This window comes from Pedobacter panaciterrae, assembly GCF_013204795.1.
In the GTDB taxonomy this organism is placed as follows: Bacteria; Bacteroidota; Bacteroidia; order Sphingobacteriales; family Sphingobacteriaceae; genus Pedobacter; species Pedobacter panaciterrae.
In genome coordinates this window covers 304,120-327,750 of the sequence record NZ_JABMKW010000017.1, presented here as the reverse complement: position 1 = coordinate 327,750, position 23,631 = coordinate 304,120, and the positions used below count along the sequence as shown (strand labels likewise).

The 23,631-nt window shown below is 41.9% G+C and carries 25 protein-coding genes; 8 read left to right on the top strand and 17 right to left on the bottom strand.

Features of this window, described 5'->3' with window-relative positions; all coding sequences use genetic code 11:
• The 6 genes from HQN86_RS12615 to HQN86_RS12590 all read right to left on the bottom strand — a co-directional run bounded on the left by HQN86_RS12615 (nucleotide 1) and on the right by HQN86_RS12590 (nucleotide 4,810).
• Nucleotides 1–663 carry a ParA family protein gene (locus HQN86_RS12615; RefSeq protein WP_172661315.1) on the bottom strand — a complete coding sequence of 221 codons (663 nt, stop codon included), beginning with the start codon at nucleotides 661–663 and terminating at the stop codon, nucleotides 1–3.
• 13 nt (nucleotides 664–676) lie between these two features.
• Nucleotides 677–994 carry a hypothetical protein gene (locus HQN86_RS12610; RefSeq protein WP_172661314.1) on the bottom strand — a complete coding sequence of 106 codons (318 nt, stop codon included), beginning with the start codon at nucleotides 992–994 and terminating at the stop codon, nucleotides 677–679.
• Between the two features lie 56 nt (nucleotides 995–1,050).
• Nucleotides 1,051–2,253, bottom strand: a complete 1,203-nt coding sequence (locus HQN86_RS12605; protein ID WP_172661313.1) for a relaxase/mobilization nuclease domain-containing protein — start codon at nucleotides 2,251–2,253, stop codon at nucleotides 1,051–1,053.
• Nucleotides 2,216–2,515, bottom strand: coding sequence for a hypothetical protein (locus HQN86_RS12600; protein WP_172661312.1), 300 nt, complete (start codon nucleotides 2,513–2,515; stop codon nucleotides 2,216–2,218). The genes HQN86_RS12605 and HQN86_RS12600 overlap by 38 nt, the downstream gene beginning before the upstream one ends.
• A 134-nt stretch (nucleotides 2,516–2,649) precedes the next feature.
• Complete coding sequence (locus HQN86_RS12595) at nucleotides 2,650–3,063, bottom strand: plasmid mobilization protein (protein WP_172661311.1); 414 nt, start codon at nucleotides 3,061–3,063, stop codon at nucleotides 2,650–2,652.
• A gap of 262 nt (nucleotides 3,064–3,325) precedes the next feature.
• Complete coding sequence (locus tag HQN86_RS12590) at nucleotides 3,326–4,810, bottom strand: serine hydrolase domain-containing protein (protein WP_172661310.1); 1,485 nt, start codon at nucleotides 4,808–4,810, stop codon at nucleotides 3,326–3,328.
• Between the two features lie 143 nt (nucleotides 4,811–4,953).
• Between HQN86_RS12590 and HQN86_RS12585 the strand changes: the two genes are divergently transcribed.
• The gene (locus HQN86_RS12585) at nucleotides 4,954–5,862 is read left to right on the top strand and encodes a hypothetical protein (protein ID WP_172661309.1); all 909 of its coding nucleotides are present in this window, start codon (nucleotides 4,954–4,956) and stop codon (nucleotides 5,860–5,862) included.
• A gap of 21 nt (nucleotides 5,863–5,883) precedes the next feature.
• Here the strand turns inward: HQN86_RS12585 and HQN86_RS12580 are convergent, their stop codons facing one another.
• The 4 genes from HQN86_RS12580 to HQN86_RS12565 all read right to left on the bottom strand — a co-directional run bounded on the left by HQN86_RS12580 (nucleotide 5,884) and on the right by HQN86_RS12565 (nucleotide 9,809).
• Nucleotides 5,884–6,903 (bottom strand): RES family NAD+ phosphorylase, encoded by a 1,020-nt coding sequence (locus tag HQN86_RS12580; RefSeq protein WP_172661308.1) that lies wholly within the window; start codon nucleotides 6,901–6,903, stop codon nucleotides 5,884–5,886.
• Nucleotides 6,904–6,966: 63 nt separating this feature from the next.
• A complete protein-coding gene (locus HQN86_RS12575) occupies nucleotides 6,967–7,905 on the bottom strand; it encodes a sce7725 family protein (RefSeq protein WP_172661307.1) in 939 nt (312 codons plus the stop codon).
• 8 nt (nucleotides 7,906–7,913) lie between these two features.
• Nucleotides 7,914–8,798: a sce7726 family protein gene (locus HQN86_RS12570; protein ID WP_172661306.1), complete on the bottom strand. Its 885-nt coding sequence runs from the start codon at nucleotides 8,796–8,798 to the stop codon at nucleotides 7,914–7,916.
• A 66-nt stretch (nucleotides 8,799–8,864) separates the two neighbouring features.
• Nucleotides 8,865–9,809 carry a CHC2 zinc finger domain-containing protein gene (locus tag HQN86_RS12565; protein WP_172661305.1) on the bottom strand — a complete coding sequence of 315 codons (945 nt, stop codon included), beginning with the start codon at nucleotides 9,807–9,809 and terminating at the stop codon, nucleotides 8,865–8,867.
• Nucleotides 9,810–10,193: 384 nt separating this feature from the next.
• On the opposite strand from HQN86_RS12565, the gene HQN86_RS12560 reads away from it, so the two are divergent.
• On the top strand, nucleotides 10,194–12,755 hold the full coding sequence (locus HQN86_RS12560) for a UvrD-helicase domain-containing protein (protein ID WP_172661304.1): 2,562 nt from the start codon (nucleotides 10,194–10,196) through the stop codon (nucleotides 12,753–12,755).
• Nucleotides 12,756–12,830: 75 nt separating this feature from the next.
• On the opposite strand, the gene HQN86_RS12555 is transcribed toward HQN86_RS12560, so the two are convergent.
• The 7 genes from HQN86_RS12555 to HQN86_RS12525 all read right to left on the bottom strand — a co-directional run bounded on the left by HQN86_RS12555 (nucleotide 12,831) and on the right by HQN86_RS12525 (nucleotide 19,679).
• Nucleotides 12,831–15,062, bottom strand: a complete 2,232-nt coding sequence (locus HQN86_RS12555) for a TlpA family protein disulfide reductase (RefSeq protein ID WP_172661303.1) — start codon at nucleotides 15,060–15,062, stop codon at nucleotides 12,831–12,833.
• Between the two features lie 107 nt (nucleotides 15,063–15,169).
• Complete coding sequence (locus HQN86_RS12550) at nucleotides 15,170–15,940, bottom strand: hypothetical protein (protein WP_172661302.1); 771 nt, start codon at nucleotides 15,938–15,940, stop codon at nucleotides 15,170–15,172.
• Nucleotides 15,941–16,055: 115 nt separating this feature from the next.
• Nucleotides 16,056–17,105, bottom strand: a complete 1,050-nt coding sequence (locus HQN86_RS12545; RefSeq protein WP_172661301.1) for a hypothetical protein — start codon at nucleotides 17,103–17,105, stop codon at nucleotides 16,056–16,058.
• A gap of 3 nt (nucleotides 17,106–17,108) precedes the next feature.
• Nucleotides 17,109–17,384 carry a hypothetical protein gene (locus HQN86_RS12540; RefSeq protein WP_172661300.1) on the bottom strand — a complete coding sequence of 92 codons (276 nt, stop codon included), beginning with the start codon at nucleotides 17,382–17,384 and terminating at the stop codon, nucleotides 17,109–17,111.
• A gap of 243 nt (nucleotides 17,385–17,627) precedes the next feature.
• Nucleotides 17,628–17,906: a hypothetical protein gene (locus HQN86_RS12535; protein WP_172661299.1), complete on the bottom strand. Its 279-nt coding sequence runs from the start codon at nucleotides 17,904–17,906 to the stop codon at nucleotides 17,628–17,630.
• A 151-nt stretch (nucleotides 17,907–18,057) separates the two neighbouring features.
• On the bottom strand, nucleotides 18,058–18,537 hold the full coding sequence (locus HQN86_RS12530) for a hypothetical protein (protein ID WP_172661298.1): 480 nt from the start codon (nucleotides 18,535–18,537) through the stop codon (nucleotides 18,058–18,060).
• A 191-nt stretch (nucleotides 18,538–18,728) separates the two neighbouring features.
• Entirely contained in the window at nucleotides 18,729–19,679 is a 951-nt protein-coding gene (locus tag HQN86_RS12525) for an aldo/keto reductase (RefSeq protein WP_246269582.1), read from the bottom strand.
• Between the two features lie 112 nt (nucleotides 19,680–19,791).
• On the opposite strand from HQN86_RS12525, the gene HQN86_RS12520 reads away from it, so the two are divergent.
• The 6 genes from HQN86_RS12520 (at nucleotide 19,792) to HQN86_RS12495 (ending at nucleotide 23,559) form a co-directional block, all read left to right on the top strand.
• The gene (locus HQN86_RS12520) at nucleotides 19,792–20,148 is read left to right on the top strand and encodes a winged helix-turn-helix transcriptional regulator (protein ID WP_172661296.1); all 357 of its coding nucleotides are present in this window, start codon (nucleotides 19,792–19,794) and stop codon (nucleotides 20,146–20,148) included.
• A gap of 99 nt (nucleotides 20,149–20,247) precedes the next feature.
• Nucleotides 20,248–20,529, top strand: coding sequence for a DUF6958 family protein (locus HQN86_RS12515; RefSeq protein ID WP_172661295.1), 282 nt, complete (start codon nucleotides 20,248–20,250; stop codon nucleotides 20,527–20,529).
• 65 nt (nucleotides 20,530–20,594) lie between these two features.
• Nucleotides 20,595–20,840 (top strand): hypothetical protein, encoded by a 246-nt coding sequence (locus HQN86_RS12510; protein WP_172661294.1) that lies wholly within the window; start codon nucleotides 20,595–20,597, stop codon nucleotides 20,838–20,840.
• Nucleotides 20,841–21,355: 515 nt separating this feature from the next.
• Nucleotides 21,356–21,586, top strand: coding sequence for a hypothetical protein (locus HQN86_RS12505; RefSeq protein ID WP_172661293.1), 231 nt, complete (start codon nucleotides 21,356–21,358; stop codon nucleotides 21,584–21,586).
• A gap of 85 nt (nucleotides 21,587–21,671) precedes the next feature.
• A complete protein-coding gene (locus HQN86_RS12500) occupies nucleotides 21,672–22,262 on the top strand; it encodes an RNA polymerase sigma factor (RefSeq protein ID WP_172661292.1) in 591 nt (196 codons plus the stop codon).
• 133 nt (nucleotides 22,263–22,395) lie between these two features.
• Nucleotides 22,396–23,559 carry a FecR family protein gene (locus HQN86_RS12495; protein WP_172661291.1) on the top strand — a complete coding sequence of 388 codons (1,164 nt, stop codon included), beginning with the start codon at nucleotides 22,396–22,398 and terminating at the stop codon, nucleotides 23,557–23,559.
• Nucleotides 23,560–23,631: the final 72 nt, after the last annotated feature.

The window sequence follows — 23,631 nt, the reverse complement described above, 5'->3', positions numbered from 1 at the left end:
TTAATAAGTATTTAGATCGTTTGCATTAAGATCATCAACAAGGAATGCGAAGTAATTCACAAATAGCTGATCCATGACCGGCTGAACAACCGGAATCAAAGAAGCCGGGGTACGGAAAGTGCTTACGCGCGAAAAGTCAATACGGTCAGGAATAGACTCGGTAACCAGGCCAAACCTGCCCAGCTGCTGATCTACTTCAGCCATCGTTTCATACCGGACATTCGCTTTAATCCGGTTAGGGATAAATACAGTCTGCACCTCAGGATTGATCTTTTCCAACACCACTGAGAAAAGAACAGTAGATTCAAAACTGAACTCGTCATAGGAGAATGGACAAAGCACCAGATCCGCAGAGCGAAAAACACCAATCAACCCATCGTCATCCAGTTTTCCCGGTAAATCGATCAGCACCAAGTCCTCCAGATTTTCAGTCAGGACTTTGAGCAGCGCAGGATATTGTTCGAGGCTTGCTGCAATTACCTCATAAGGTTCTGAGTTCTCCAGCAATTTTGCACGCTGGTATTTTTGGACAATAGACTGCTGATAGTCCATGTCAATAACCGTCACTTTGCAGTGCCGGGACATAGTTAGGTAATTGGCCAGGACAAGTGTAAGCGTACTTTTCCCTGCGCCACCTTTTTGGTTGCCAATAAGAATGATCATATGTAAATGTTAATTAGTGGTTGCCAATCACGAGTAATACTGCCACCATAAGCATAAAGAAGATCATCTGAGCTATCGCAACTTTCCAGATCGCCTTGCCCTGATAGCCCATTTCGTAGCGAAAAATAAAGCTCAGAAAGGCCACCACAGCAGAGAGGAATGCAAAAATCACAAGCAATATCAAGCCTTTTTTGATGAAGATCTCCGTCAGAGAATCGTCCTGATAGGTAGGAACCATTGCAGTGCCGATGATCAGGAAAAACCCAATGTAGTTTACTATCAATACCAGTAAAACGTACATAACCTGGCTTATCCTTTGTTTGATTTGCATTCCTGAAATTAGTAAAAGTCTGACTCAGAAGCAAGATAAAAGTGTTTGTTGGAATACTATCTCGTATTGGTTCTTGCCTGTCTTTTCCTATGCCTGTTACGCCCGTGAATTGCCTCATCGTCTATATCTTCAGATATGGAGATTTGAACAGGTTGTTCAAACGGTTCAAACCCAAATTCACCAGTGACGGAATGAGCCGATGAGTTAGTGAACTGATGACCTGTTGTACTGTTCTCACTGATGAGTTCAATATTGCTCGCTTCACTCACAGGGATGGTCTCCAGGCAGTCGGTACTCATCTTCTGCACGTCAGCAGACGTTGATAATAAATCCTGAATATCCATGATCTCTCCACCCTTGAAAACATTTTTGTGATTTGGGTTATGATCCAGGATAGAGTAACCATAAGGAATCCTGCCAGGTGCTCCGTGAAAGATCAGTTCAATGCCAAATTTTTGCTTCATGAAAATAGCAAGATCCGAAGTATATGATTTCTTTTCTTGCTCGAAGTTTCCTGGCAATTGTATCATTTCGGCGCGAAGCATTGCCGAATGCTGATGACCGAATTTATGTAATAAGGCCGTGATCTGTCCGGCTCTCGCTAAATCAATCTGGTAAGTGGCTTTCCGTTCTTTCAAAAATCCCAAATCAGCCTCCAGCAGATTTCTCCCGAATTTAATCAGCGAAAGCTTACCGTCTTTCTCGACTAAAGTATAGCCCCTGCCTTCCAGGATCATCTTAAACTGGGCCTTAGTTTGGAAGTTATATTTCATGGCGAGATCAAGATCAGCTTTCGCCAAAGCAAGCGGGTCCTGTTTCATAATTTTATTGATCGCCGTCATCGCACGGATGTGCTCAAAAGCACTGCTGATCTTTTTTCCCGAGGCTTTATCTACCCGTGTTGACACAATATGGACATGCTGATTGCGCGTATCTTTATGAAAGATGATCAGGTAAGGCTGATCTCCATATCCCATTTGAGCAAGCCACTTTTCGGCAATCTCCGTTAAATCCTCCTTACTTGATTCCTTGCCCTTAGCAGAAATAATTGCATGCAATTGCGGATAAACCACCCGCTTGTTAGGAGCAGAAACCATATTTAAATAATTAATGTAATCCTGCGGTAACAGTTGAGACATTCCTTGCAGCGATCCAAAGCCAGAAACCTTCATCAGTTCCCCTTTATCTTTTCCCACCTTATTGGTGTTGTAGCGAACACCTTTAAATGTTTTGCTCTTCGCGAGGAACTTTACGATCATCTGTCTTTGTTGAATTTTCCTTTTTAGATTCATCCATGGCCTCTACATGGTTTTTAAAGTTCGTCCAGGTCCGAGCCAGTTTCTCTATATCAGGTCGGATCTTGTCGGCTAGTGCATTGTGTCCAGCAGTATAGCCTGAATCCCAATGTCCGGAAGGATTGCACAAAAAATAAAACAGCAGGTAATAGATACACTTGATGGTGAAGTAAAATGACAGCGCCAAAGCCAGCGTCGACAAGTCGATAACGAATTGAGTGTTCATAGTTTAAAAATGAAGATTGATTAAATGAAATGTTGAGTTATAGGAATGTGTACATAGTGAGCCACTGAGGTATTGGATCATTGAATTGCTGAAACGCTGATTAATTGAAATCAGATCACCATGTCAGAAATTCACTATTGACTCTTTGCGCGAATGATTTTACGCAGCACGACTTCCAGCTTTTGCTGAATAATGATGTAATCTGCTATCAGCCGATTATACCTTTCGATAATCTGGGGAGACAACAACCCACGCTTATTTAAGGTATTTGCATATCGCGCAAGCTGGTTGATGTTGTTGCCAATACGGCCAAGCTCCGCACCAAGCACATCGAGCTTTGCTATCAGATCCCTGGCGTTGACCATGAGTTGACCAGATTGCTGCATTACACGCATTCGAATAATATCTGCCCGCTTCATACCCAAAGTCTTCTCCAGGCCAAGAATAACAGTAAACTCCTCCTCGGTAAAACGGATATCAATCTTAAATGAGCGTTTACCGCTCTTCACCGCAGGCCTTCCTGCCGATCTACCTTTTTTTTCCTCCATAAATTCTGTGAGTTGCGAGCAGAATAACTCCTTAATAAACCACGACTGTAAGGAGGTAGTTGTTTAAGGCAAGATCACTTTTTGTCGAACAGGGTTCCGGAGGAATTTCTGTCGGACAAAAAGACATCTTGCCAAGTAAAATTCAAATCAGGGTGCTGATGAGCAAACGGTTTGTTTTTGCTTTGCAGCGCGGTTCCGAAGGAACGCAGCTGGAGTAAATTCATGCAATGAATTTTCGGTTTACCGACCTCTTTCGATTTTATTAATCCTTAGCTGTATTCTTTAATCCAAGTTTACAGGGTGCACACTCTGGATCCAGTTCCAGTGCTTTTTGGAAGGTTGCGGCAGCTTTCTTTTTTGCTCCTGCAAGTGAATATACCTCACCCAAAGTCTGTAGGTTCCATACGGATTTGGGATAAATTTCTGCATTCAGGCAGAGGACATCAATTGCTTTTTGTAAGTCACCAAGATAATAGTAGGAATATCCCAGCGTAATCAATGACGACTCATCAAAATTATAGGTTTCCTGATGATCCTTTTTTAATTTTGTGTACAACTGCCGAGCCTTTATAATTCCCTCGTCATTTATTACAGGAGCAATTGCAAGGGCGATCGGCGTTTTTAACCTTCGTAAAGGTTGATGGTGTAGGATATTCATTGCCAGAGCAGCCAATTCATCAACAGGAACAAAACGATAAAAATTACTCATCAGTATTATAGCCGTTTTTTCTTGGGGAATTATAGCCATGTACGTGGAATAACCAACATCACTTCCTCCATGACTAATGAATGTTTTTCCTTCACGCATTTCTATAAACCAGCCTAGTCCCATTCCGCTTTGCGTATCAAATTTATGCTGGGTGCTGAGCATCAGTTGCAAATTTTCCTTACTAATAACCTGATGGCCATTTAACTTGCCTCCATTCATCAGCATGCCCAGCCATAAGAGCATATCCTCCACATTTGAATGTAGGGTAGAGCTTCCTGCATGTACCCGGTTATATGGATAAACAGGACTTGGCACAATACGCCCTTTGTCCCCCAGGTAGTGAGGACTGGTTTGGAGTGATGAATTCGTTTCAGGTCCGAGAAACGTAGTGTGAGTCATTCCACAAGGTTTAAAAATGTGGATCTGCATATAATCTTCGAATACGACGCCTGAAACAATACTAATGACTTCTGCCAGTACATCATAAGCCATATTGCTGTAAGAAAAATCCTGGCCGGGTGTACTAAGAAGCATTTCATGAGAAATACTGTCTTTAATGTAACGTTCACGCGCCTTTAAATCATACTTGGGGTTTTTCCAGCCATAATCTGCCACATCAGGGAAGCCGGAAATATGGCTGAGCATCTGCCGAATCGTAACCTGTTTATAGCGATCATCAGCCATCCTGAAATAAGGTATATAGGTCGTTAGATGTTCATCCAGTTTCAGTTTTCCAGCTTCCGAAAGTTGCAGAATAGCCAGGGCTACAAAAGGTTTTGAAAGTGAGGCCATGTGAAAAACGGAACTGGTTATAACCTCTGCCTGTTTGCCCAATTCTTTTTTACCATATCCTTTGGCAAATATTCTCTTTCCGTCTTTTATAACTCCTATGGAAAAACCGGGAAGATGAAATACAGACTGTGCCACAGTGAAGAGGGAATCAAGCCTTTCCGGTTCACTTTGCTGAGAAAGGGTACTTTGTGCGACACAACATGAATAATAAAAAAATAAAAATGGCATGAGAACCAGGTACTTCATAAAGAATATTGCTTGTAGATATTAAATGTAGGATAAATTCTGTTGGTGTAATCGAAATTAATGAAAGTTCGGGCTGAAAAAAGCTGAGTAAGGGAGTTTTGAAATTAAGTTCGTAATTTGTTCATGACCATGTTAAACCAGCAATGAAAAAAGTATATGCTCTCCTTTCTATAGCACTTTTATTTTTCCTTGGGCATGCCAAGGGGCAAACTGTCAAGCAACTGGAAAAAGCTTACCAGAAAAGATCAACTGTAAAACTCAAGCGATTTTTCGATGACTGGGCCAAAGATCTCCGTCCTGCTACACAGGATGAACGGTCGAAGATGCGTAATCCCATTCAGCAGGCTTATCAGGTTTTTGAAGTGTTTTACAATCCTGTGGACCTAAAGAGCAGGGGCGGTTCAGAATTCGGGAATAGGATCTATGAGGGGTTTAATTACTTTATTATTCAAAATAGTTTCAAAATCTATCAGAAAGAAAAGATTCACTATACAGAGCAGGAAGCCAAAGCATATGCGATTGATAACATTAAAAAAAATGCGAAGAGGATATTATACACCGAAAAACGGATCGCTTCTATTGAATCAGGAGATAAATATTTTTTAGATTTATTTGGACCCGATAGCAAACGGGAGTGGGATGACACCGAGAGAATTCTAATTGATTCAGTAATTGATTTTCGTCCTAACACCATCCAGACCAAAGGTACGCCCTTGTACCTCAGTGATAAGTATAAAGTGCTTTTGGATAGTTTCATCGGGAATAACCACGTACCATTTGCCACAGGAGGGATTATGAATACTGCCCAGGCTACAGGAGGAAGTGCCGATCGACAACAGTTCCTGCAAAATTATATTAAGATCTTCCATGGTCATTGGGGTGGGTATTGGCAATACTACACTTACCCTACAATTAGTTCTATCGTTTTTGATAAGGATTTTAAGTACGCCAAGGCTTATTACAATATGGTTTACGAAGGAGGCGAGGCATTTCTGGTTTTCGAAGACAATACCTGGAAGTTGCTCTCTGTGCAAAGAACCTGGATTCAGTAATTTTCACAAATTCCTGTGAGCCTATTTAGGTTCCCAGTCGTAAGTTAAGTTAGTCACGTGATGGAAGGCGGATTCGACGCACTTTAGTTTCCTATCTTTAAAAACCGCTAGGTTATAACCTTGGGAATTCATAGCACTTTTGTATTCCACACCGTCAAAACCCAGTGATTTGATAAATTCACAGAGATATTGTGTGGGAAGATAATCCAAATGTATATCCAATTTCCTTACGGGCCTGGAAAGTTCATGTTCCAATCGCATCAGGTAGGGCCGTACTAAGATGAATTCTTCAAGGTCGAAGCCACGGTCAAGTATTTCAAAAGGGCCATGATCTGCTATGTTTTTCAATGAGACAACGTTTATGGTTTCTGTTGTGACAAATTTGCCCACTGTTATTCCTTCATGGAGAGCCACCCGAGTTTCATAAAGGGTAGTTTCTTTACTTTCGGATATATAGAGATAAGGTATTCCAATAGGATTTGCCCGGCCGGGTGTGGTATTGTTTTGTGGTGGTTTACCCAGTTCATTGGGAGGTAATTGATGATCAGAAATTCGCGCTCTGTAAAAATAAGAATTGGATGGATAATAAATGGCTAAGCGTTCAAAAACGCTTTCCAATCGATCAGTATCAATTTTTTCGCCTATAAAAAAACGATTGCGGGTTTTAATTTCGTCGGAAAACATGTCCCACTGTAACTGAAGGTCTTCACCCAGTCCTGCGGCAGAATCAAGGAGTGTCCCGAATTCTGTTGGTGTCTCGAAGAACTCATCGCTATAATTGTCCCAACCACGTCCAATTTGATTTACGAGGTGCAATACATCTTTTTTAGACAGACTGGCTGTATTGAATAACCTGGGCCAGTATTCCATCAGATGTTCATGAAGCAATACAGGTTTATCATGACCCAGTGATTTCTCAGCATTTGGGTTCGGAATATACATATCAAACAGTTGCTCAAACTCTGTATTGAGATCGGTGCAGGTAATCACAATAATTCCTTTGGAATCGCAGAAATTGCAATTGCCTTTTTTAGTGGACAATGACTCTATTCGCTTTTTTAATCCTTGATCAGAAAAGCAATTCGTACAGCAAACCACCCTAAATTAAATGAGCTCCTGAATGAGTTGAATATGGTGCATGATAGAAAGCTTTTTAACAACGCCTAAACCAGGAAACGCGCCGCGAGAATGGTAGTCGCGAAACTGTTCGCAAGCCTTCGTGTGTAAGTCTTCAGCATTGATAAATTCAATAAGCTTATCTAAGGCCTCACCGAATTTACCCGGTGTGTCACTGTAATCTTCGTTGCTGTTTGAAATAAAATGTCTGATCCAGATCTCACCGGATTCTTTGTTCACATAAGTCAGGTGTATAGCAACTGCGTAAGGCAGCATCCCACCCTCGACATAGTCGGATCCAATCGTTAGGTAATCCGAAAAGGCAGCAAATTTTTCGTCAACATAATACAAGTAGTCGTTGGAGAAAAATTCATCATCCACACTGATGTAATCAGAATTACGTTTTTGTTTATTGAAGGGGTCGCTGAGCAGCGTCAGAGCACCATTTGTAAAACCGCGTTTAAGTGACATTTGGTGAGTGACATGAATGATATTGAATTTGATCGCACTTTCATTCACCAATGTCTTAAGCGCAGTTACATTGCTGATCTGATTGAGGTGTACAAGAGAATAACCAGATTCAAGATAGCCGCGGACGGCAGCTGTGGATTCAAAGTAAGTAAAATCACGATCACTTAAAATCATGTAGGTGGGGATCACGTTATCTACACCCAGAGATCGCATGTGATCGATGAAATCTAGAACCACATTTCCGTTTCCCTTTAGCTCACCATGTTCTGGGTTGACAATCAATTGCATTTGAATGCCGATTCGTTTGAGTGCCACTAAAGCTGTCTCAATACTTTTGAGCGTCGTTTTTAAAGGCTCCAAAATCGGAAAAATCTTGGTATTGTCTAATGGTAAAGCACAAAGCTCGCGTAAAGCCAGCAGCTCATACTGTTTTCCCCTGAGATAAGGTAAATACATAGCGTTAATTATATTTGATAACTTAGTTTATCAACTAAGCTAATATAATCATTCTGATCCAGATTGTAGTAATAGCAGGATAAACGAAGTGCTGCCGGTAATTCCGATTTCTGTATCAAGTCATTTGTACACAGGTTGATTCGTTGTTTGATGATTTTCAAAAACTCAGCGTGTACCTCCAGAACTGGATATTCGGAGAGTATATTTACACAGGTCTTAAAAAGTTGTATAGGAGTTGCTTTTGGAATTTCTCCAGTCATTTTGTAGACCAATTGCAAATATTCATCTTTCCGCAGGGCCTTTATCATTGCAACGATATCCAGCCTGTCATTATAGATTTGAGCAGCCTTACACAGTTCGATGGTATTGTCTTTTGAAAACACCATTATTCCTACATGTTCATCTATACAATCCATGTATTTACCAATCTCTGAATGGTGTATAACGATATACACTTCTGAAAAGCCTTTATAGTAATCATCAATCTGAGTGCAAAGTCGTTCAGGGCTATCTAGTTCAGTTTTAATTTCAAATACCTTATTCGCTCCATTAATCAATATGGTATCGGCTTTGGAGTTTCCTATTCTGAACTCGTTTAGTAAAATTGTATCGGAAAGTGAATGGTTATGAAATACATAGCTGTTTAACAGGGCAACCTTGTATAAGTATTCATGTCGGTAATGAGTCAACAAGTGATCATAGGAAATATCGATCAGTTCAGAAACGTAGGATTTCCTTTCAACCTGGATGCCATTTTTACGCAGCAATTGTTTGAGATGTTTTGCCTGTTTTTTGAAATCATCAGCAAACATCATGCGCTGTAATCCAGCATTAGACACCATTTTTGCTAATGCACTTAGGTTCAACTGAGAGTTAACACGAGCTAATGACATAGAGTAAAGGTAAGAATATTATAAGCAATAATAATGAATTGTGGTGAAATAACACCACAATCGCGATCAAGGAGACCTCACTGGATTTTGGAATCCCTGCCTTCGCTCTTTTCTCAAATCAGCAGTGATTTTATCATTGTAATCATTATAACCCAAGTATATACCGGAACGATCGGTTGAGTAAGGCAGGGCCTTCAACCAGGTCCTAACCGCATTGTAGCCGGAAGTATCCCGGTCCAAATACAAATCTATTTCAGCAAAGGCTTTGGCCTTCTCAATACCCGAATCAATCAGCGCCAGTGAATTCAATACCAGCGCAGATCTGCCATGCCCTGGATTATCCCTGAGCCAGCTCAGGTAATTGAAAAAGCCTTCGAAGACAGCCAGTTTTTTAGCGCCCCGCGGAATCAAGGTGATCGCTTTTTTACCCAAACAGCCTTTGAAATATTTATTGCGGACTTCCCATCCTCCGAGTTCATTCATCCATCCTGCAGCAAAGAACTGCTTGCGTTGTTTTTTTTCATCCTCAACATAATAATGAACCTCGGCAAGCTGGGTAGATGCCACATCGAAAACACCTCGGCTTCTCAAATAAGCATTGATCGCCTCAGAAGAGCCGAAAGGTTTGATTTCCTGTATCTGGTAATTAGGGAGTTTTACTGCCACTTTTAAACGTGGACGAGGATTGATCTTGTTAAATGTCACCTGTTCAGAGATGGGAAGGTTACAAACCTGTCGAACTTTTTCAACCGCCTCCTGGAATTTAAGACCTTTCCAATACAACATCGCGAAGTCGAAGATATCGCCTCCTTTACCCATGCCATGGTCATACCAGGCACCAAGTTTCTCATTAACACTAAATGAGGGATTAGCATCTGAATCCCTGACCATGCTGATATACATGGCCTCATTGCCGTAAGTTTTCTTAGGATGGAATCCAAGTCGAGACAGAAAGTCCATCATAGACACCTGTTCCTTTACCACAAGGGCTTTATCAGAGTTTGACAACATATAAATTGAATTTGTTTTTCAGCAGGGGAGTTAAGCGGGAAAAGCGTATATGCCTTTATTAAGTATATTAAACTATTATTGTTGGCCGAAGTGTTCGACATCAAAGGCCAGTCAAGACCTCTCTAGCCCTGAGGAGTTGCCGATATACTCGACATTAATACACAGTCGTCGAACTACTTGACATTAAAGTCGAACTACTTGACATTGAAGTCAAAGAGCCCGACATCAAAGCCGAAGTAGGCGACATGAAAACCTAAATACTCGACATTCAAATCAAAATATCTGACATCTGTGCCGAAGTGTTCGACAATGCTTACTTAGGAGTGCGATAATTTGGACCATTAAAACATTATCTTTGGATTGTTATTGAATACGCGCTCAGCAATGCCTACAAAGAATAAAAAATCTTCCAACCATTACCAGGAAAAGCAGGGCCTCCCCGTATTCTTACAGATCATCCTGTTTATTCTTACCCTCGGTATTTGGTATCTGTTTAAACAGCATCAACTCGAACTTCAAAAACGGGAGAACATCCGAAGTCTCCTTCCGCAGATCAACGCCGCATTAAAGGCAATAGATCAAAAGCAAAACTTGGCTTTGTATTTCTCTAATTTCGACGCACAGGCATTACGAAATGCCCAAGCTGACTTGCTCCAGGCGATCCCTAGAGATTATAAAAACTGTGGACTTGATACCACTGAGAACGAACTGATTTACCGCTTTATATCCAGCCATGAAAAGCTAAATGAGATCCGGTCCGCTTATAATCGCCGGTTTGTTCAAACTGAAATCGCTAAATACAAGGCTTACCTTTCCACACTGGATAGCTATCCGCTTTCCATGGATCAGATGAAGGCGGTGGTATGTGATGAGGATAACAATCTGGTCATTGCCGGTGCCGGTACAGGAAAAACAACCACCATTAGTGCAAAAATTGCTTATATCCTTGAAAAAGAATTGGCGCTACCAGAACAGCTTTTAGTGATCTCTTTTACCAATAGTGCGGTGGAGGAAATGTTTGACAGGACGGCTACTTTTTTGAACCATGATGAACAGGTGAAGCAGATTACCTTCCGAACATTCAACAGTTTTGGCAATATGGTTAGCCGCTATTGTAGTCAGTTCCCAAAGAAAATGGCCTTTGAGGGAAAAGATTATATGGCTAAGGTGTTCTTACAAGAAGAATTTGACCGCTTATTTCTAACGGATGCTGACTTTCAGCAAAAGGCCATTAATTTTATTGCATTTTTTGCAAGGCCACCAAGGGATGAATTTGATTTCAAAACAGGAAGCGATTTTATCCGGCACGAAAAATCCTTTTGCAATGTAAGCCTAAACGATATCCATTGTAAAAGTAAGGAAGAGGTACTAATCGCTAACTTCTTTTACCTGCATCAGGTGGAGTTTGAATACGAAAGTCTTTACCCCATGGAACGGGAAGACCGCAACCCGGACTTTCAGTCTTATCAACCGGACTTCTTCCTGCCAGGTTATGGCATATATCACGAACATTATGGAATTGATGAAAATGGTGAGGTTCCGGATTGGTTCAAAAGCAGTCCACCCTTTCAAACGGCAAAAGAACAGTATCACCATGGCATGCAATGGAAAGATTCCATTCACCAAAAATATGGCAGTACGCTCATCAAAACTTATTCTTTTCAAAACAGAAACAATACTTTACTGCGTTCACTCAAAACGCAATTAACCGCTCATGGTGTTGTGCTGGAAAAACGACCAGGAGAGGAAGTCCTGGCCAAAATCAAAAAAACAGATCATTACGAAGACTTCATGGGCCTGGTCTATACCTTCCTCAGTTTAATGAAATCCAATAACGCCTCAGTGGCATCACTTAAAGCAAAAAGCACCGATCAGCGTTTCTCTGTATTTCTGGATGTCTTCGGTCCATTGCATCAAAGCTACGAGCAGGAACTATCCCGAACCAGCAGTATTGATTACAACGATATGGTCAATCATGCAGCTGACTTTATTCAGAACGGTGAGTTTCCCAAAGCCTACAAATATATCCTGGTTGATGAGTTTCAGGATATGTCGCTGGGAAGATATGGACTGATCAAGGCACTGAAAAAAGCCAATCCCGGATCCAAGCTTTACGCCGTTGGTGACGACTGGCAATCCATCTTCCGTTTCACAGGAAGTGACATCAGTATCATCACGGAATTTTCAAAGCATTTTGGGGTGACAGCAGAAAATACCGTTTTACAAACCTATCGTTTTAATGATGAGATTTTGGCCTTAACTAGTGGATTCATTCAAACCAATCCCAGTCAACTGCAAAAAGAACTCACGTCTCCTTTCAAAGCTGTATTGCCTGCTTTCGAATTGTTGCCTGTCGCAGCAGGTGGAAATATTGCTGAGCTGACCTTGCGAAAATGGGACGTACTGAATATAACCCTTTCAAAGATTGCCTTGAACCATCCAAAGGCTACCGTTTTTCTTATCGGGCGATACCATCACAATGCACCCCCAGATCTACGTGAACTTCAAAAAGCCTTTAAGAACTTGAAGATAGCTTACCACACTGCGCATGCATGCAAAGGGCTAACCTGTGATGTAGCTATATTACTCGATCTGGATGCAGGAATCTACGGATTCCCCTCGGAAGTTGCCGACGATCCGATATTGAATAACCTCTTGCATGAAGGCGAGACCTTCGAGAATGCCGAAGAAAGGCGCCTGTTTTACGTTGCACTTACCCGTGCCCGCCACCAGGTTTACCTGATGTACAACCCACAAAACCAAAGCAAGTTTCTGGAAGAAATTATCGACTCCTATAACCTTGGCAACAACACAACTGAGCACGTCAAGTGCCCAAAGTGCGATGGTAGGATGATAGAACGGGAATCTGTAAAAGGGAAATTTTTAGGTTGCAGTAATTACCCACATTGCAAGCAGGTACTCAGATCCGTACAAAAAGTAGTTTAAATCCCAGAGGCACTAGGAGATTGATCAGCTAAACCTGATCCTTCGGAGATGAAAAGCACCGTCCAAACCGTCAAATTAGATTTCCCACTTCAAATATTTGTTCAAAACATCCTCGTAATTTGAAAAGAAGGAAATCATCACATACACACCATTTGGAAGTAACAGGAGTTTGGTCGGATAACCTCTGATCTTGAAATCCTTCTCCACTTTCCCGTCAGACATCAACACCTGATAGCTGTACTTTTCTTTGGCCATAAAGTCGTCGACATTCTTCTTTTTATCATAACAAGCGATAGTCGTTACCACCAGTTTTTCAGGATTGGGATTCTTCAGGTGAATGGCTTCAATTCTATCTATTTCCGCTACACAGGCGCCGCACCAGGTGCCCCAGAAATCGACAAAGACAAATTTGTTCGCATGATCCTTATTCGCCACTATTTTTCCGGATCGCTCACTTAAGGAAAATGTTGGGATTGCAGGAAGTTTACTTTTCAATGCCTTGTTGAAGAAGGCTTTAAAATCACCATTTGGATAAGCTTTCAGGTAGTTCTCTTTCAAAGTGGCATAACGCTCCGGTTCAAGGATAACCATATCAACATATTTGTTGAGTTTCGCCTCATCAGTTATGCCCTTACTACCACCAGAAGCTAAATAAAGATCAGTATAGGGAACGAAGGGAGTGAATTTGTATTCCCTTTTTAAACCAAACTCATTGTCTACAATATCCTGTTGGGTAGGCAGGTAATCTGCTGCCATCTGCAAATAGGATTCTTCAGTCTTCTTGTCTAGTTTGCTTTTACGGTAATAGGCATCCGCAAGATTTTTCTTATAAACGACTTTATTCCTGGCTATGAAGTATGTGAAATAAAAAGGTTCTATATTTTCAATGGCGCCTGAATTGATCTGTTCGATTTTTTTCTTATCCAGGTCTATGGTATAATCGATGTAAGCCAGCTTTATAGAATCCGGGATCTGCTTTTTCACCAGTTCGTCGTAAATCAATATCCGGTAACGTCCCGCTTTGTCAAATACGGAGTTGAAGTTGACATGGGCAATTTCAGCCAGTTCTTTCTGATCAGTTGCCAGTTTCGCCTGCACATAAGTCTTCATTCCTTTGAGCATTTCTGTTGCTATTGGGATTTTAAGCTCTTCTATTTGTTTGATGATGTTGTAGGCCGCCTGAAGAGAGTCTTTGTTTTGAATCCGGTAAATCAGTCCACCAAAATTATCGTGTAAGGAACCTGCGGTATTTCCCATGTTCATCGGATAATAGTCTTTTCCTTTAAATTTGGTAAAGGACAACTCCATGGCCTTTTTAACCTTACTCATATCATCTCTTTCCAGGTCTCGGGTAAGCTTATTGTCTATGTCATTTTCACTAGGCAGATATTCATAAGGTACTTTCTCCAGCACATCCCAATAACCACCAGTATTCAGATAAGTTAAAAGACCAAGTTTGGCTCCCATGTACTGGTAGTCATCTTTTGCGAAGCCTTTGTCTAGTGAATCCAGTTGTTTCAGAACCTTCGCTTCAATCGTCTGACTTCCTTTCTCCTGGCCAAACTTATCGGCCAGTTCCTGAATTTTACGTCTAGCCTTGTTGATCGGAGTATAATAATCTGCATAATTCAATTTCGCTTTAGCCTCTGCCATTAGCGGGGTAGATAAGCCATCGAATCTATCTTTTGCCGGGCTGATCAGATTAAACTTGATGATGGTACGTGTGGTGCCCATCTCGGCGCCTTCAGGCGAGCGCTGGGTTATCGTGGTGTCACGGTTAAAAGAACGTACCGGGTGCTTGAAGAAGGGTAGACGTTCCTTAAAATATTCCTCAGAAGGCACTACTTCTATCAGCTTCTGATGTTTTTCATAACCTTCCGGCGTGTTTAACGCTTTCAGTTTGGCCATAATAGCCGCCCTGATTTCAGGTATTCCGTTTATGGCTGTGATGTTTCCTTTTTCATCCAGCTTTAATTCATAGGAGCAGTCGGTCATCACTTTCTTTGCAACCGCCATAAAATCAGCCGGCTGCTGTTCAAAAGGAACAGTAGAATCGTGAATACCATCGCCCCATTTGGTCAGAAATATTTCAGGAGATGCTTTTAAGGTGTATATACCATTTTTATGACTGATCACCTCAAAATTGGTTTTCCAGTATTCGTAATTGGTTGAGCTGTATTGTTTGTCTTTCCAGTCGCTGCTGTTTATGGCCTCATAACTGAACTTTTGCCCTGGTTTTAGCTTCAGCATTTGTGCATTTGCGGTTTCACAAATCAGGAGCATAACAAATAAGAGGTTAATTTTCATAGCGTTTATACTTGTTCTTCAAAAGATAAGATTTACAATATACAGTCTTAATATACAGTCATTTATCGTATTTGTAAAATATTTAACCTTATTTAACTTTAGGTAGCCTAGACATCGAAAAAGCTTAGAAAGCTTTGCTGTGACCCATTTTGTTCATAATAGTAGCAAAATAAGATCAGTCTAGTCGGTTTTGCCAATGGTTTGCCCCGTCTACCACTAAGCTTTAGATTCTTCTTCATGCTGTTAAAGACCAGCTTGTTAAGCGTCTTATTCTCAAATTTTTTAAGCTGTTTGATCTTAGCAATCGAGAAGTCGGCATTCACATCTACCTGAAATACAGCAAAGCTGTTCTCATTTTTATAACCTTTGAATGAACCGATCTCACTACTGTGTGGGCGGATCAAAGAAGGGTTAGGATTAAAAATTTCATGGTCGCTAAGAAATGCAATCGCCCCTTCTCTTAGTTTAACTGTATTGCCCCAGTTCTTAGCTCCGTTTGGATACATGACAGGGTCGAAATGCCTGTCAACCTGCATGCTGCCGGAGCAAAATCCAAAACTCAACACACCCTGCCACGTACTAGCAAATATGATCCAGGTTGAATTTTCATCCGGTAAAAAGCCGCAGGAAGTATTCAATGAACTCATGATCTTGATCTTACTCAGCTGCTCACCTTTATATAAGTTGATGATTTCTATTACCGCATCATGGTATTCCGAATTTGCTGAATCCGGTGTTATTTTGATGATTTTAGCTTTTGCTACGAATTCGGACCGCTGAAAATTATTGATCACACCCTCATTGGCACATGAGCAGGCAAATAAACCGCCGGGAAGAAGAAACATAATCAGACAGAAGAAGTGCTTGGATTTTATCATGGTTTTAAAGTGTATGACCGATACGATATCTACAGTTTGTTAAAACAAAGATGCCTGATCCAGATCATTTCCATAAAACTAGTCATTTTAAAAATGCAATTTCAACCATAGCGTTTCATTTAAATAGCGTCCCTGAACGGATCAGGCTAATGGCATGAGCAAAACTAATCTCAATACCCAAGCCAGCATAATAAGCTTTCGCCAGGATCTGCGCCTTAACTTCAACATCAGCAAAAGAATCGACAAGCCATGCCTGAAACGGATCCTTATCAAAGGAACCAGAAGACTGAACCTTCTGAGTATCAAATACGGAGCGAAGCCCTGATAAAAGCCTGTGATAAAAATTATGTTCGTTTTGCAATAGACGCCTGGAAAGGGTGGGTTCAAATGCCAGTGTTACCATGTAGCCATTCCTGGAGGTAAATACATATTTGAACCCAAACTTCCCCACAACTATCAAATGGTTCAATACCCGAACCAGGTTTTGCTTCTTATGCGCTGGACGCACATCCGTAATGTCCGCAAACTCACAAAGCCTATCCAACGGCACTACTGTTTCCAGATGCCCCGAAGTTTGCACGACATGACTCAATTTGGATAGATACAACAGTAGCTTTTTCCGACTATCCCCACCACGCCCTTTACCCACCAGCTTATAACTCTCGGTATTCACCGTATAATAGCGCGATAAAAAGCCCTGTAAAAGTTCATCTGACAAGCGCACTTCATACACTTTCTGTTCCTTAATGCCACGAACAAAGTTCAAGCGCAAATCTTTCAAGATAGAAAAGCTGTGCATCACCAATACCGAATCCTTTTCTCGTACTTCATAGCGAGAGGAAAAGATGATGTTCCTTTCCATCATACTATATAACCCATAATCAAATACTGTCTGAAAAGCAAAGCCCTCAATAACTGGCGCAGCAAACTTGCCGGAAACAAAATCCGCACAAAGCAAAGCCAAATCCTGACGGTTACGGCCAGTTTGTTTACAAAAGTCCTGCAAAGTAAAACGGGTATAACCAAACAGATCAGTCTTCAAACGATGGGAAATAAACACAATAAAATCTTGTACCAGCCCTGCCTGTGTACCAAATGAGCGCTGTATATCTTTAATGTTATCTGCAACAGCCCGGTCTATCCGGCTTAAAGTATGCTGATCCATAAATTAAAGTATCCGGATGATTTCCATAGCACACTTAATCGACTCCGCTTCCAGCCGACCTATCCTCCAGCACGAGGAATGATCCCCATCCTTACGCGGTGTCAACAGACCCGACCCGATCCAGCTCTCAACATTGGCCCGACCAAACAAACGGAAAGCCTCTGCTTTAGATAAATAAGGCTTGATCAGGCCAGTCGCACAAAGCGCTTTTTTAGCACCTAGTTCAGCTGCACTACGTAAAATAAAAACTAAAGAGAAATCAGTAATGTTGTATGACATGGCGAAGCCTAGTTTGAAGTAATAAAAAAAGGGAGACAAAAATTGCCTCCCTTAAACCGGGGTTACTCACGTCGGTATTTACCTACCTGCCAAAACTGACTGCCTATGGTTCAGGATTTTCTCACCTTATTGGCTACACGTAACCGTTAAGACGAGAAAAGCCTTGCTCTGTAATTCTCCGGTTCCCCGGAAAATGCTTCACCCCAATAGGACAATGTACGCTGAGCAACAGCTCAAATCAATTTACCGCTCTGCAACCTGCAGGTAGGTAGTCCGGTTACTTGCCCTGGCAACTGCCTCCAGCTTTAACCGGTCGATGAATTTCTTTTTCCCTGATCCAGCCTTAACCACCGGATGGATCAGATTTTCCATGCACCACCTGTCCACATTAACCCTACCATATAAACGGTAAGCCTGTGCTTTGGTGAGTGTATCGGGCAGTTGACCGGATTCTGCAAGTGCTTTATTCGCACCAGCAGTAATCGCCTCTTTCAGCAACCCGGATAAATCAATAATTGTCATCGATGCAAAGTAAATGAGCTGATGAATTCAAAAAGAGTGTATGTGCCGTATATACACCATTCCCAGTAAATCCAATCTGTAAACCAGTTACTTACAAGCAATAAAAACAACAGCTATACTATTGTAGTATCCTGTAAGAGACGGCATTCATTTAATGGTCAATATCGTTGTATATGGCACTGAATGTGAAACCAGACGCTTCCAGCTTATTCCATGCATGCTCACGTTCAAGCTCCAGGCTGAGTTGAGCGATTAACACCTCGAAATGGTTTGCCTCGACCTGGTTTCCGTTCACAAGACTTCTGATGTACTGCTCTTTATATTCTTCCAGCAGGGAGGGTATCTGTGGCTCATCGACTTGTAAAATGATACTAGTAATGTCAAGCAAGAACATCGAAAATTTCCGGTTGGATTGTTTTTGCTGTAAGGTAATCTGGTGATCAATGATGCTTATCAAACTCATCGAGGCCAGTCCGGGACTTTCGCTGGTTTGTTTTTTAATGAATAGCAGATTCAGGGATCGGCAGGTCACTACCGCATTGAACACCGTATGGGCAATCTCATCTGCCAGATTGAATTCCAGTTCAGCGAACCACTTTCTATAAATGGATAATGGATCTTCTCTTTTCATGGGCGTTTTAAGTTAATTACATAAAATGGCCTATTCATGTCCAGGAGTATTCAATGCCCGGCACTACATGCGTTAACACCGCACATTCATTAATGTTCTTTTTTTCTAAAAAAAAACTGCCCTTGGCGACCTGACTGGGTGGAGTTGACTGAAAAGAGGACAGTTAATATAGCAGAAATTTCAGTCTGGACTTATCCTCTGACTTTGACCAATAGTTCATGTGGATAACCCAAGGACACCTTACTCAAGTCATCTAGTTTTAAGATCTGTTCCGGTGTCAATTGAATTTGCGAAGCCATCAGGCTATCTTCCAAATGCGATAACTTGCGGGCACCAACTAGCGGAAATGCACCCTTCGATAAAACCCAGGCAAATGCAAGCTGTCCTGATGTGGCCTGATGTTCTTCTGCCAAAATGGTTAGATAATCGAGGATGTTTTTGGTGCGAATATCTTCCGATGGAGCAGAATTTGCATCTTTTACCAGGCGCCCGGTTTCTCCCTTTCTATATTTTCCCGTCAGTAAGCCGCCAGCCAGTGGAGAATACATCATTACACCTAAACCAAACTGTGATGCCATAGGTAAGAACTCGCGATCTCCTGTACGCTGTAAAAGGTTATATTCGATTTGAATAGCAGTCAATGTGATTGCAGCGCCGATAGCAGACGCTTTCCAAGCGGGAAAGTTGGTCAAACCGGAATATAATATCTTACCACTGCTGACTAAATCCTCCAATCCTCTTGCTATTTCTTCCCAGGGTGTTACTCCATCATCATAATGCGGCATATAAATATCAATATAGTCCGTTTGCAATCTTTTCAGGCTAGCCTCTACCGCTTGTCTCATGGATTTCCGGTGGTTTCCAAAATTGCTGGTTTTGGGAGCGGCACTGCTGCTTTGTGTGTATTTGGAACAAATAATAAAATCAGTCCTTTGCCCTTTAACGAATGCTCCAATAATTTCTTCAGATTCTCCCAGTTGATATTTATCAGAAGTGTCGATAAAGTTCCCGCCCGCATCGGCATAAGCCTTTAATATCTGCAGCGCGTCTTCAGTAGCTGCGCCATAACCATTTCGCGTACCAAAACTGGCAGCCCCCAATATCATTTCACTTGCATATAAACCCGTGTGCGTGCCGAACAAATTATATCTCATCTTTTTTTGTTTAATTTTATACGGTAAAGTTACCCGAACCGATTTTCGTGTACAAGTAGGGCTAAATTTATCCGTATCAAAATTTATAGTTCTTGCGCCTATGTATCAAAAAAAAATCCCGCTTACTTTGGAGTGTGGACTACATCTCTTCATGCAAGTGATGAACGGAAAATGGAAAATAAGTCTGATTTGGAGTATTTATAACGGAATCGCACGTCCGGGAGAGATACACAGAAAGCTATCCGACGCTTCCAGAAGAGTGCTGGATACCCAGCTCAATCAGTTGGTTGATCACGGATTGCTTTTAAAAAAGGTATATGATCAGCGTCCCTTAAAGGTTGAGTACGAATTGACCGAATTGGGAAAATCACTCATCCCGGTTATAAAATCCACTGCAAGATGGGGAGAAGAAAACAGAGCGGTTTTAGAAAAGAAAATATTGCCAAATGGAGGCTAGCCTTTTCGCGCCTCATCAATTAATCGTTAACACATAGCTCAGAAAATTTACTAAACCAGACCGGACCTATACCCTCATTTTGTTCGACATAAACATAGCATGAAAACAGAAACCATCCAGACACTTCATCTGGATCCCGGGAAGACGAATAAGAAAATTGCCATGGTCAAATATGAGTGTGTTAAATCAGAATTACTGGATATTCTATCCGGGGAGAAGCTGACACACACCCAGCTTATGGACACCTTATATCAGCGCCTTAAAGACACTTTTGAAGGCAGAGTACAATGGTATGGTGAGACCGTCAAGTTAGATCTGGAGGCAAGGGGGCTGATCGAAAGGATCGGTACCAAGCCGCAGAAATATCGCTTAGTTTGCTGACACCAGCGTTCCCTGCGAACATAAACGACTACTGATTTGTTATCTATTAAAAGAAGAAAAATAATATGGGACAATTCAGAATAGAAGTAGCAAATGGAAATCAGGGAAAGTTTTTTGACATTCAACCCCTGGGAAATGCACGATACGGAATATTTGTCGAGGGAGAAACCATCGGAACCATTCAACTGGACGAAAAAGACCATACCCATTGTGAGAGTCAGGGATGTGAACTGGATATGCCAATGTTGAATTCAATTCGCGAAGGCATTCAGTTTTACGAACAGTGGACCCATGGAATGGGGCACAGCTAAATGAAAAGCAAACAATCCAGTCTAACACTCCAGGGATCCCACATGAGCAAAAACAACCCCCGAGGCAGTAGGGGGTAATGAGCAAACGAGCGAGTGTATCAGGAAGCTAACCGGATTCTGCCAGCGTATATACACCAATACCAATAAAATAAGGTTGTAAACCAGTGAGTTACCCGAAGCAAAAACAACAACTATACTATTTGCGTATCCTGTAAGAGACATTTAATTCATTAACTCAATAAATAACTTTTGTATGTTGCGTCAAAAAAGTTGCTAGCTTTGTGTATTAAAAATATTTAGCGTCAGCTATTTGAACTTGTCTTGGAAATCGGCAAAATTTAAAAGAGAACAAGGGAAAATCATGCTGCTCGCCTGCGCAATAGCGCGGGCGCAGCTGTTTTCTGTTCTCAAGGTTCTGCCGAACCTCCAAGACGGAACTCTGGTTGTGTCCCGCGCTATTTTGTTTAATCACCGGGCTGTTTCGGGATCAGCAGACCAAGACTAATGATTTTCATATGAATAGTCAGGGAGAAATCAATGTGCTGAACTGTCAAATACAGCAACTTGAACTGAGTGCTGAATTAAAAAGAGCAGCAAACGCCAACGGGATCAAAACCATGCAGCAATTACTCCGATACCGCACTCAGGAAGTGGAACGATGGCCGGGATTCAATATCCAGCTCGTTCATGAATATGTGAATTTTTTGGAAATGAAAGGCATGGGGGTACTTGTCGATCACTGTTGAAAATAATTAAGTGCTTCATAACAAAATAGATACGGATATGAAGTGAAATAAGTCGTAAATTGTATCAGAAAAAACTGGAAACATCATGGTATACAAATCTCTTCCGGATGAGCGTGAATTGCTTGCTGAAATAGCGGAAGGGAACCAGCTGGCTTTTAAGAAAGTCTATGATGCGTATTTCTCCAGAACATATGGTTTTGCCTATTATGTGCTTCATTCCAAGGAACTGGCAGAAGAAGTGGTACAGGAAGTGATGCTGAAGTTATGGCAATCTGGTGAGCAGGCCACTGAAATCTACAACCTGGAAGGTTATTTGAAATCCTTGGCCAAAAGACGGGCGATCGATGTACTGCGCAGGATGCAGCTGGAAAGAAGGGCGGAAAAGAAATTGCAGCCTAGCTGGAAAGAAGCACATGAAGAAACCGAAGAAGGTATCCTGTTGAATGAGACACGTCAGATCCTGGAAGAAGGTATCCGGTTATTGCCACAACAGCAAAGGATGGTGTACCAGCTTTGCCAGCAGGAAGGCTTGAAGTATGACCAGGCAGCAGAACGTCTGGACATTGCACCGGGCACGGTGCACACACACATGAAACATGCCCTCAAGTTTCTACGCCAGTACATGCTGGATCATACCGATGTAGCGGTACTGATGATCATTTTTAAATTACTGTAAAAATTATTTCCCTGAAAATCAGTTAGTTGTGAAATAATTCATTTTTCACCTACCCGTAAATTTTCTGCCGTTCGACCTAGTATTAAATGGGTGTTAATCCCAGGTAAAGCAAAGATTAAGGATTCGATAGAAAATGAATACAGAACGATTACACTATTTATATCAGCAGTATCAACTGGGTCAGCTAACCCAGGCAGAATCTCAGGAATGGGAGTCGGCTATCGCTGACCTTTCTAATGACGCGTCTTTATTGTCATTGGTGGATAAAGATTGGGACCTGGAGGATTTCAAAGCCCCAGTCCTGACGGATGGTGAGCAGGAAACGATTTTTAATTATGTAGTTACCCAGCCGCAGAACAGGAGAAAAATCAGAAGCATGTGGCCACGTATCGCTGCGGCTGCTTCTATTATACTTGCTGTTGGCGCGGGTATTTTCTTTTATGCAAACAGGTCCAAAACAGATGCTGTTCAAACCGCGGGTAATGTCAATGATGTTGCTCCCGGTAAACAAGGCGCAACGCTGACGCTTGCCAACGGTAAGAAAATCAGATTGAGTGCAGCCGCGAATGGTGAGCTGGCCCAGGAAGCTGGTGTAACGATCACTAAGTCGGCAAATGGACAACTCGTTTATGAAATCAAAGGCAATACCACCGAATCAAATAAAATCAACACCTTATCTACAGCCAATGGAGAAACTTATCAGCTGCGTTTGCCGGATGGTTCTCAGGTATGGCTAAACTCTGCTTCAAGCCTGACCTATACTGCGTCCTTAAATGAGCGCGGGAAACGGGTGGTCAGGCTGAGTGGGGAAGGTTACTTCGAAGTGGCTAAGGATAAAGCCCATCCTTTTGTGGTACAGACGACCGGGCAGGAAGTCGAGGTGTTGGGTACGCATTTCAACATCAATAGTTATGCGGATGAGCCGGTGGTGGCAACAACCTTGCTCGAAGGATCGGTTAAAGTATCTGGTGAATCGAAGCAGCAAATGCTAAAGCCGGGCCAACAGGCGCTGAATAATGGAACAGCGATCAGGGTTGCGAAAGCGGATTTGGAAACTGCTGTGGACTGGAAAAATAATGAGTTCTATTTGGACAAGATGGATTTCCGGGTAGCGATGCGGAAGATTGCCAGATGGTATGATGTGGAAGTGATCTACAGTGGATCAGTGCCGGAGCATCTGGAGGCGGGTGGCTGGATTCCAAGGAGCAGCAATCTTTCGGATGTGCTGAAATCGATTGAGTCCAGTGGTCTTGCCCATTTTAAAATTGAAGGAAGGAGGCTGTATGTTTCTAAATAGCCAACCTATAAAAAATATTCATTCCCTTACGTTAAATCGTGAATCAACAGATTTAATAACCGTTAACGCAGG

Coding starts and splice junctions, on each gene's coding strand:
- HQN86_RS12615 (WP_172661315.1), bottom strand. CDS start 663: ATGATCATTCTTATTGGCAACCAAAAAGGTGGCGCAGGGAAAAGTACG.
- HQN86_RS12610 (WP_172661314.1), bottom strand. CDS start 994: ATGCAAATCAAACAAAGGATAAGCCAGGTTATGTACGTTTTACTGGTA.
- HQN86_RS12605 (WP_172661313.1), bottom strand. CDS start 2,253: ATGATCGTAAAGTTCCTCGCGAAGAGCAAAACATTTAAAGGTGTTCGC.
- HQN86_RS12600 (WP_172661312.1), bottom strand. CDS start 2,515: ATGAACACTCAATTCGTTATCGACTTGTCGACGCTGGCTTTGGCGCTG.
- HQN86_RS12595 (WP_172661311.1), bottom strand. CDS start 3,063: ATGGAGGAAAAAAAAGGTAGATCGGCAGGAAGGCCTGCGGTGAAGAGC.
- HQN86_RS12590 (WP_172661310.1), bottom strand. CDS start 4,810: ATGAAGTACCTGGTTCTCATGCCATTTTTATTTTTTTATTATTCATGT.
- HQN86_RS12585 (WP_172661309.1), top strand. CDS start 4,954: ATGAAAAAAGTATATGCTCTCCTTTCTATAGCACTTTTATTTTTCCTT.
- HQN86_RS12575 (WP_172661307.1), bottom strand. CDS start 7,905: ATGTATTTACCTTATCTCAGGGGAAAACAGTATGAGCTGCTGGCTTTA.
- HQN86_RS12570 (WP_172661306.1), bottom strand. CDS start 8,798: ATGTCATTAGCTCGTGTTAACTCTCAGTTGAACCTAAGTGCATTAGCA.
- HQN86_RS12565 (WP_172661305.1), bottom strand. CDS start 9,809: ATGTTGTCAAACTCTGATAAAGCCCTTGTGGTAAAGGAACAGGTGTCT.
- HQN86_RS12560 (WP_172661304.1), top strand. CDS start 10,194: ATGCCTACAAAGAATAAAAAATCTTCCAACCATTACCAGGAAAAGCAG.
- HQN86_RS12555 (WP_172661303.1), bottom strand. CDS start 15,062: ATGAAAATTAACCTCTTATTTGTTATGCTCCTGATTTGTGAAACCGCA.
- HQN86_RS12550 (WP_172661302.1), bottom strand. CDS start 15,940: ATGATAAAATCCAAGCACTTCTTCTGTCTGATTATGTTTCTTCTTCCC.
- HQN86_RS12545 (WP_172661301.1), bottom strand. CDS start 17,105: ATGGATCAGCATACTTTAAGCCGGATAGACCGGGCTGTTGCAGATAAC.
- HQN86_RS12540 (WP_172661300.1), bottom strand. CDS start 17,384: ATGTCATACAACATTACTGATTTCTCTTTAGTTTTTATTTTACGTAGT.
- HQN86_RS12535 (WP_172661299.1), bottom strand. CDS start 17,906: ATGACAATTATTGATTTATCCGGGTTGCTGAAAGAGGCGATTACTGCT.
- HQN86_RS12530 (WP_172661298.1), bottom strand. CDS start 18,537: ATGAAAAGAGAAGATCCATTATCCATTTATAGAAAGTGGTTCGCTGAA.
- HQN86_RS12520 (WP_172661296.1), top strand. CDS start 19,792: ATGTATCAAAAAAAAATCCCGCTTACTTTGGAGTGTGGACTACATCTC.
- HQN86_RS12515 (WP_172661295.1), top strand. CDS start 20,248: ATGAAAACAGAAACCATCCAGACACTTCATCTGGATCCCGGGAAGACG.
- HQN86_RS12510 (WP_172661294.1), top strand. CDS start 20,595: ATGGGACAATTCAGAATAGAAGTAGCAAATGGAAATCAGGGAAAGTTT.
- HQN86_RS12505 (WP_172661293.1), top strand. CDS start 21,356: ATGAATAGTCAGGGAGAAATCAATGTGCTGAACTGTCAAATACAGCAA.
- HQN86_RS12500 (WP_172661292.1), top strand. CDS start 21,672: ATGGTATACAAATCTCTTCCGGATGAGCGTGAATTGCTTGCTGAAATA.
- HQN86_RS12495 (WP_172661291.1), top strand. CDS start 22,396: ATGAATACAGAACGATTACACTATTTATATCAGCAGTATCAACTGGGT.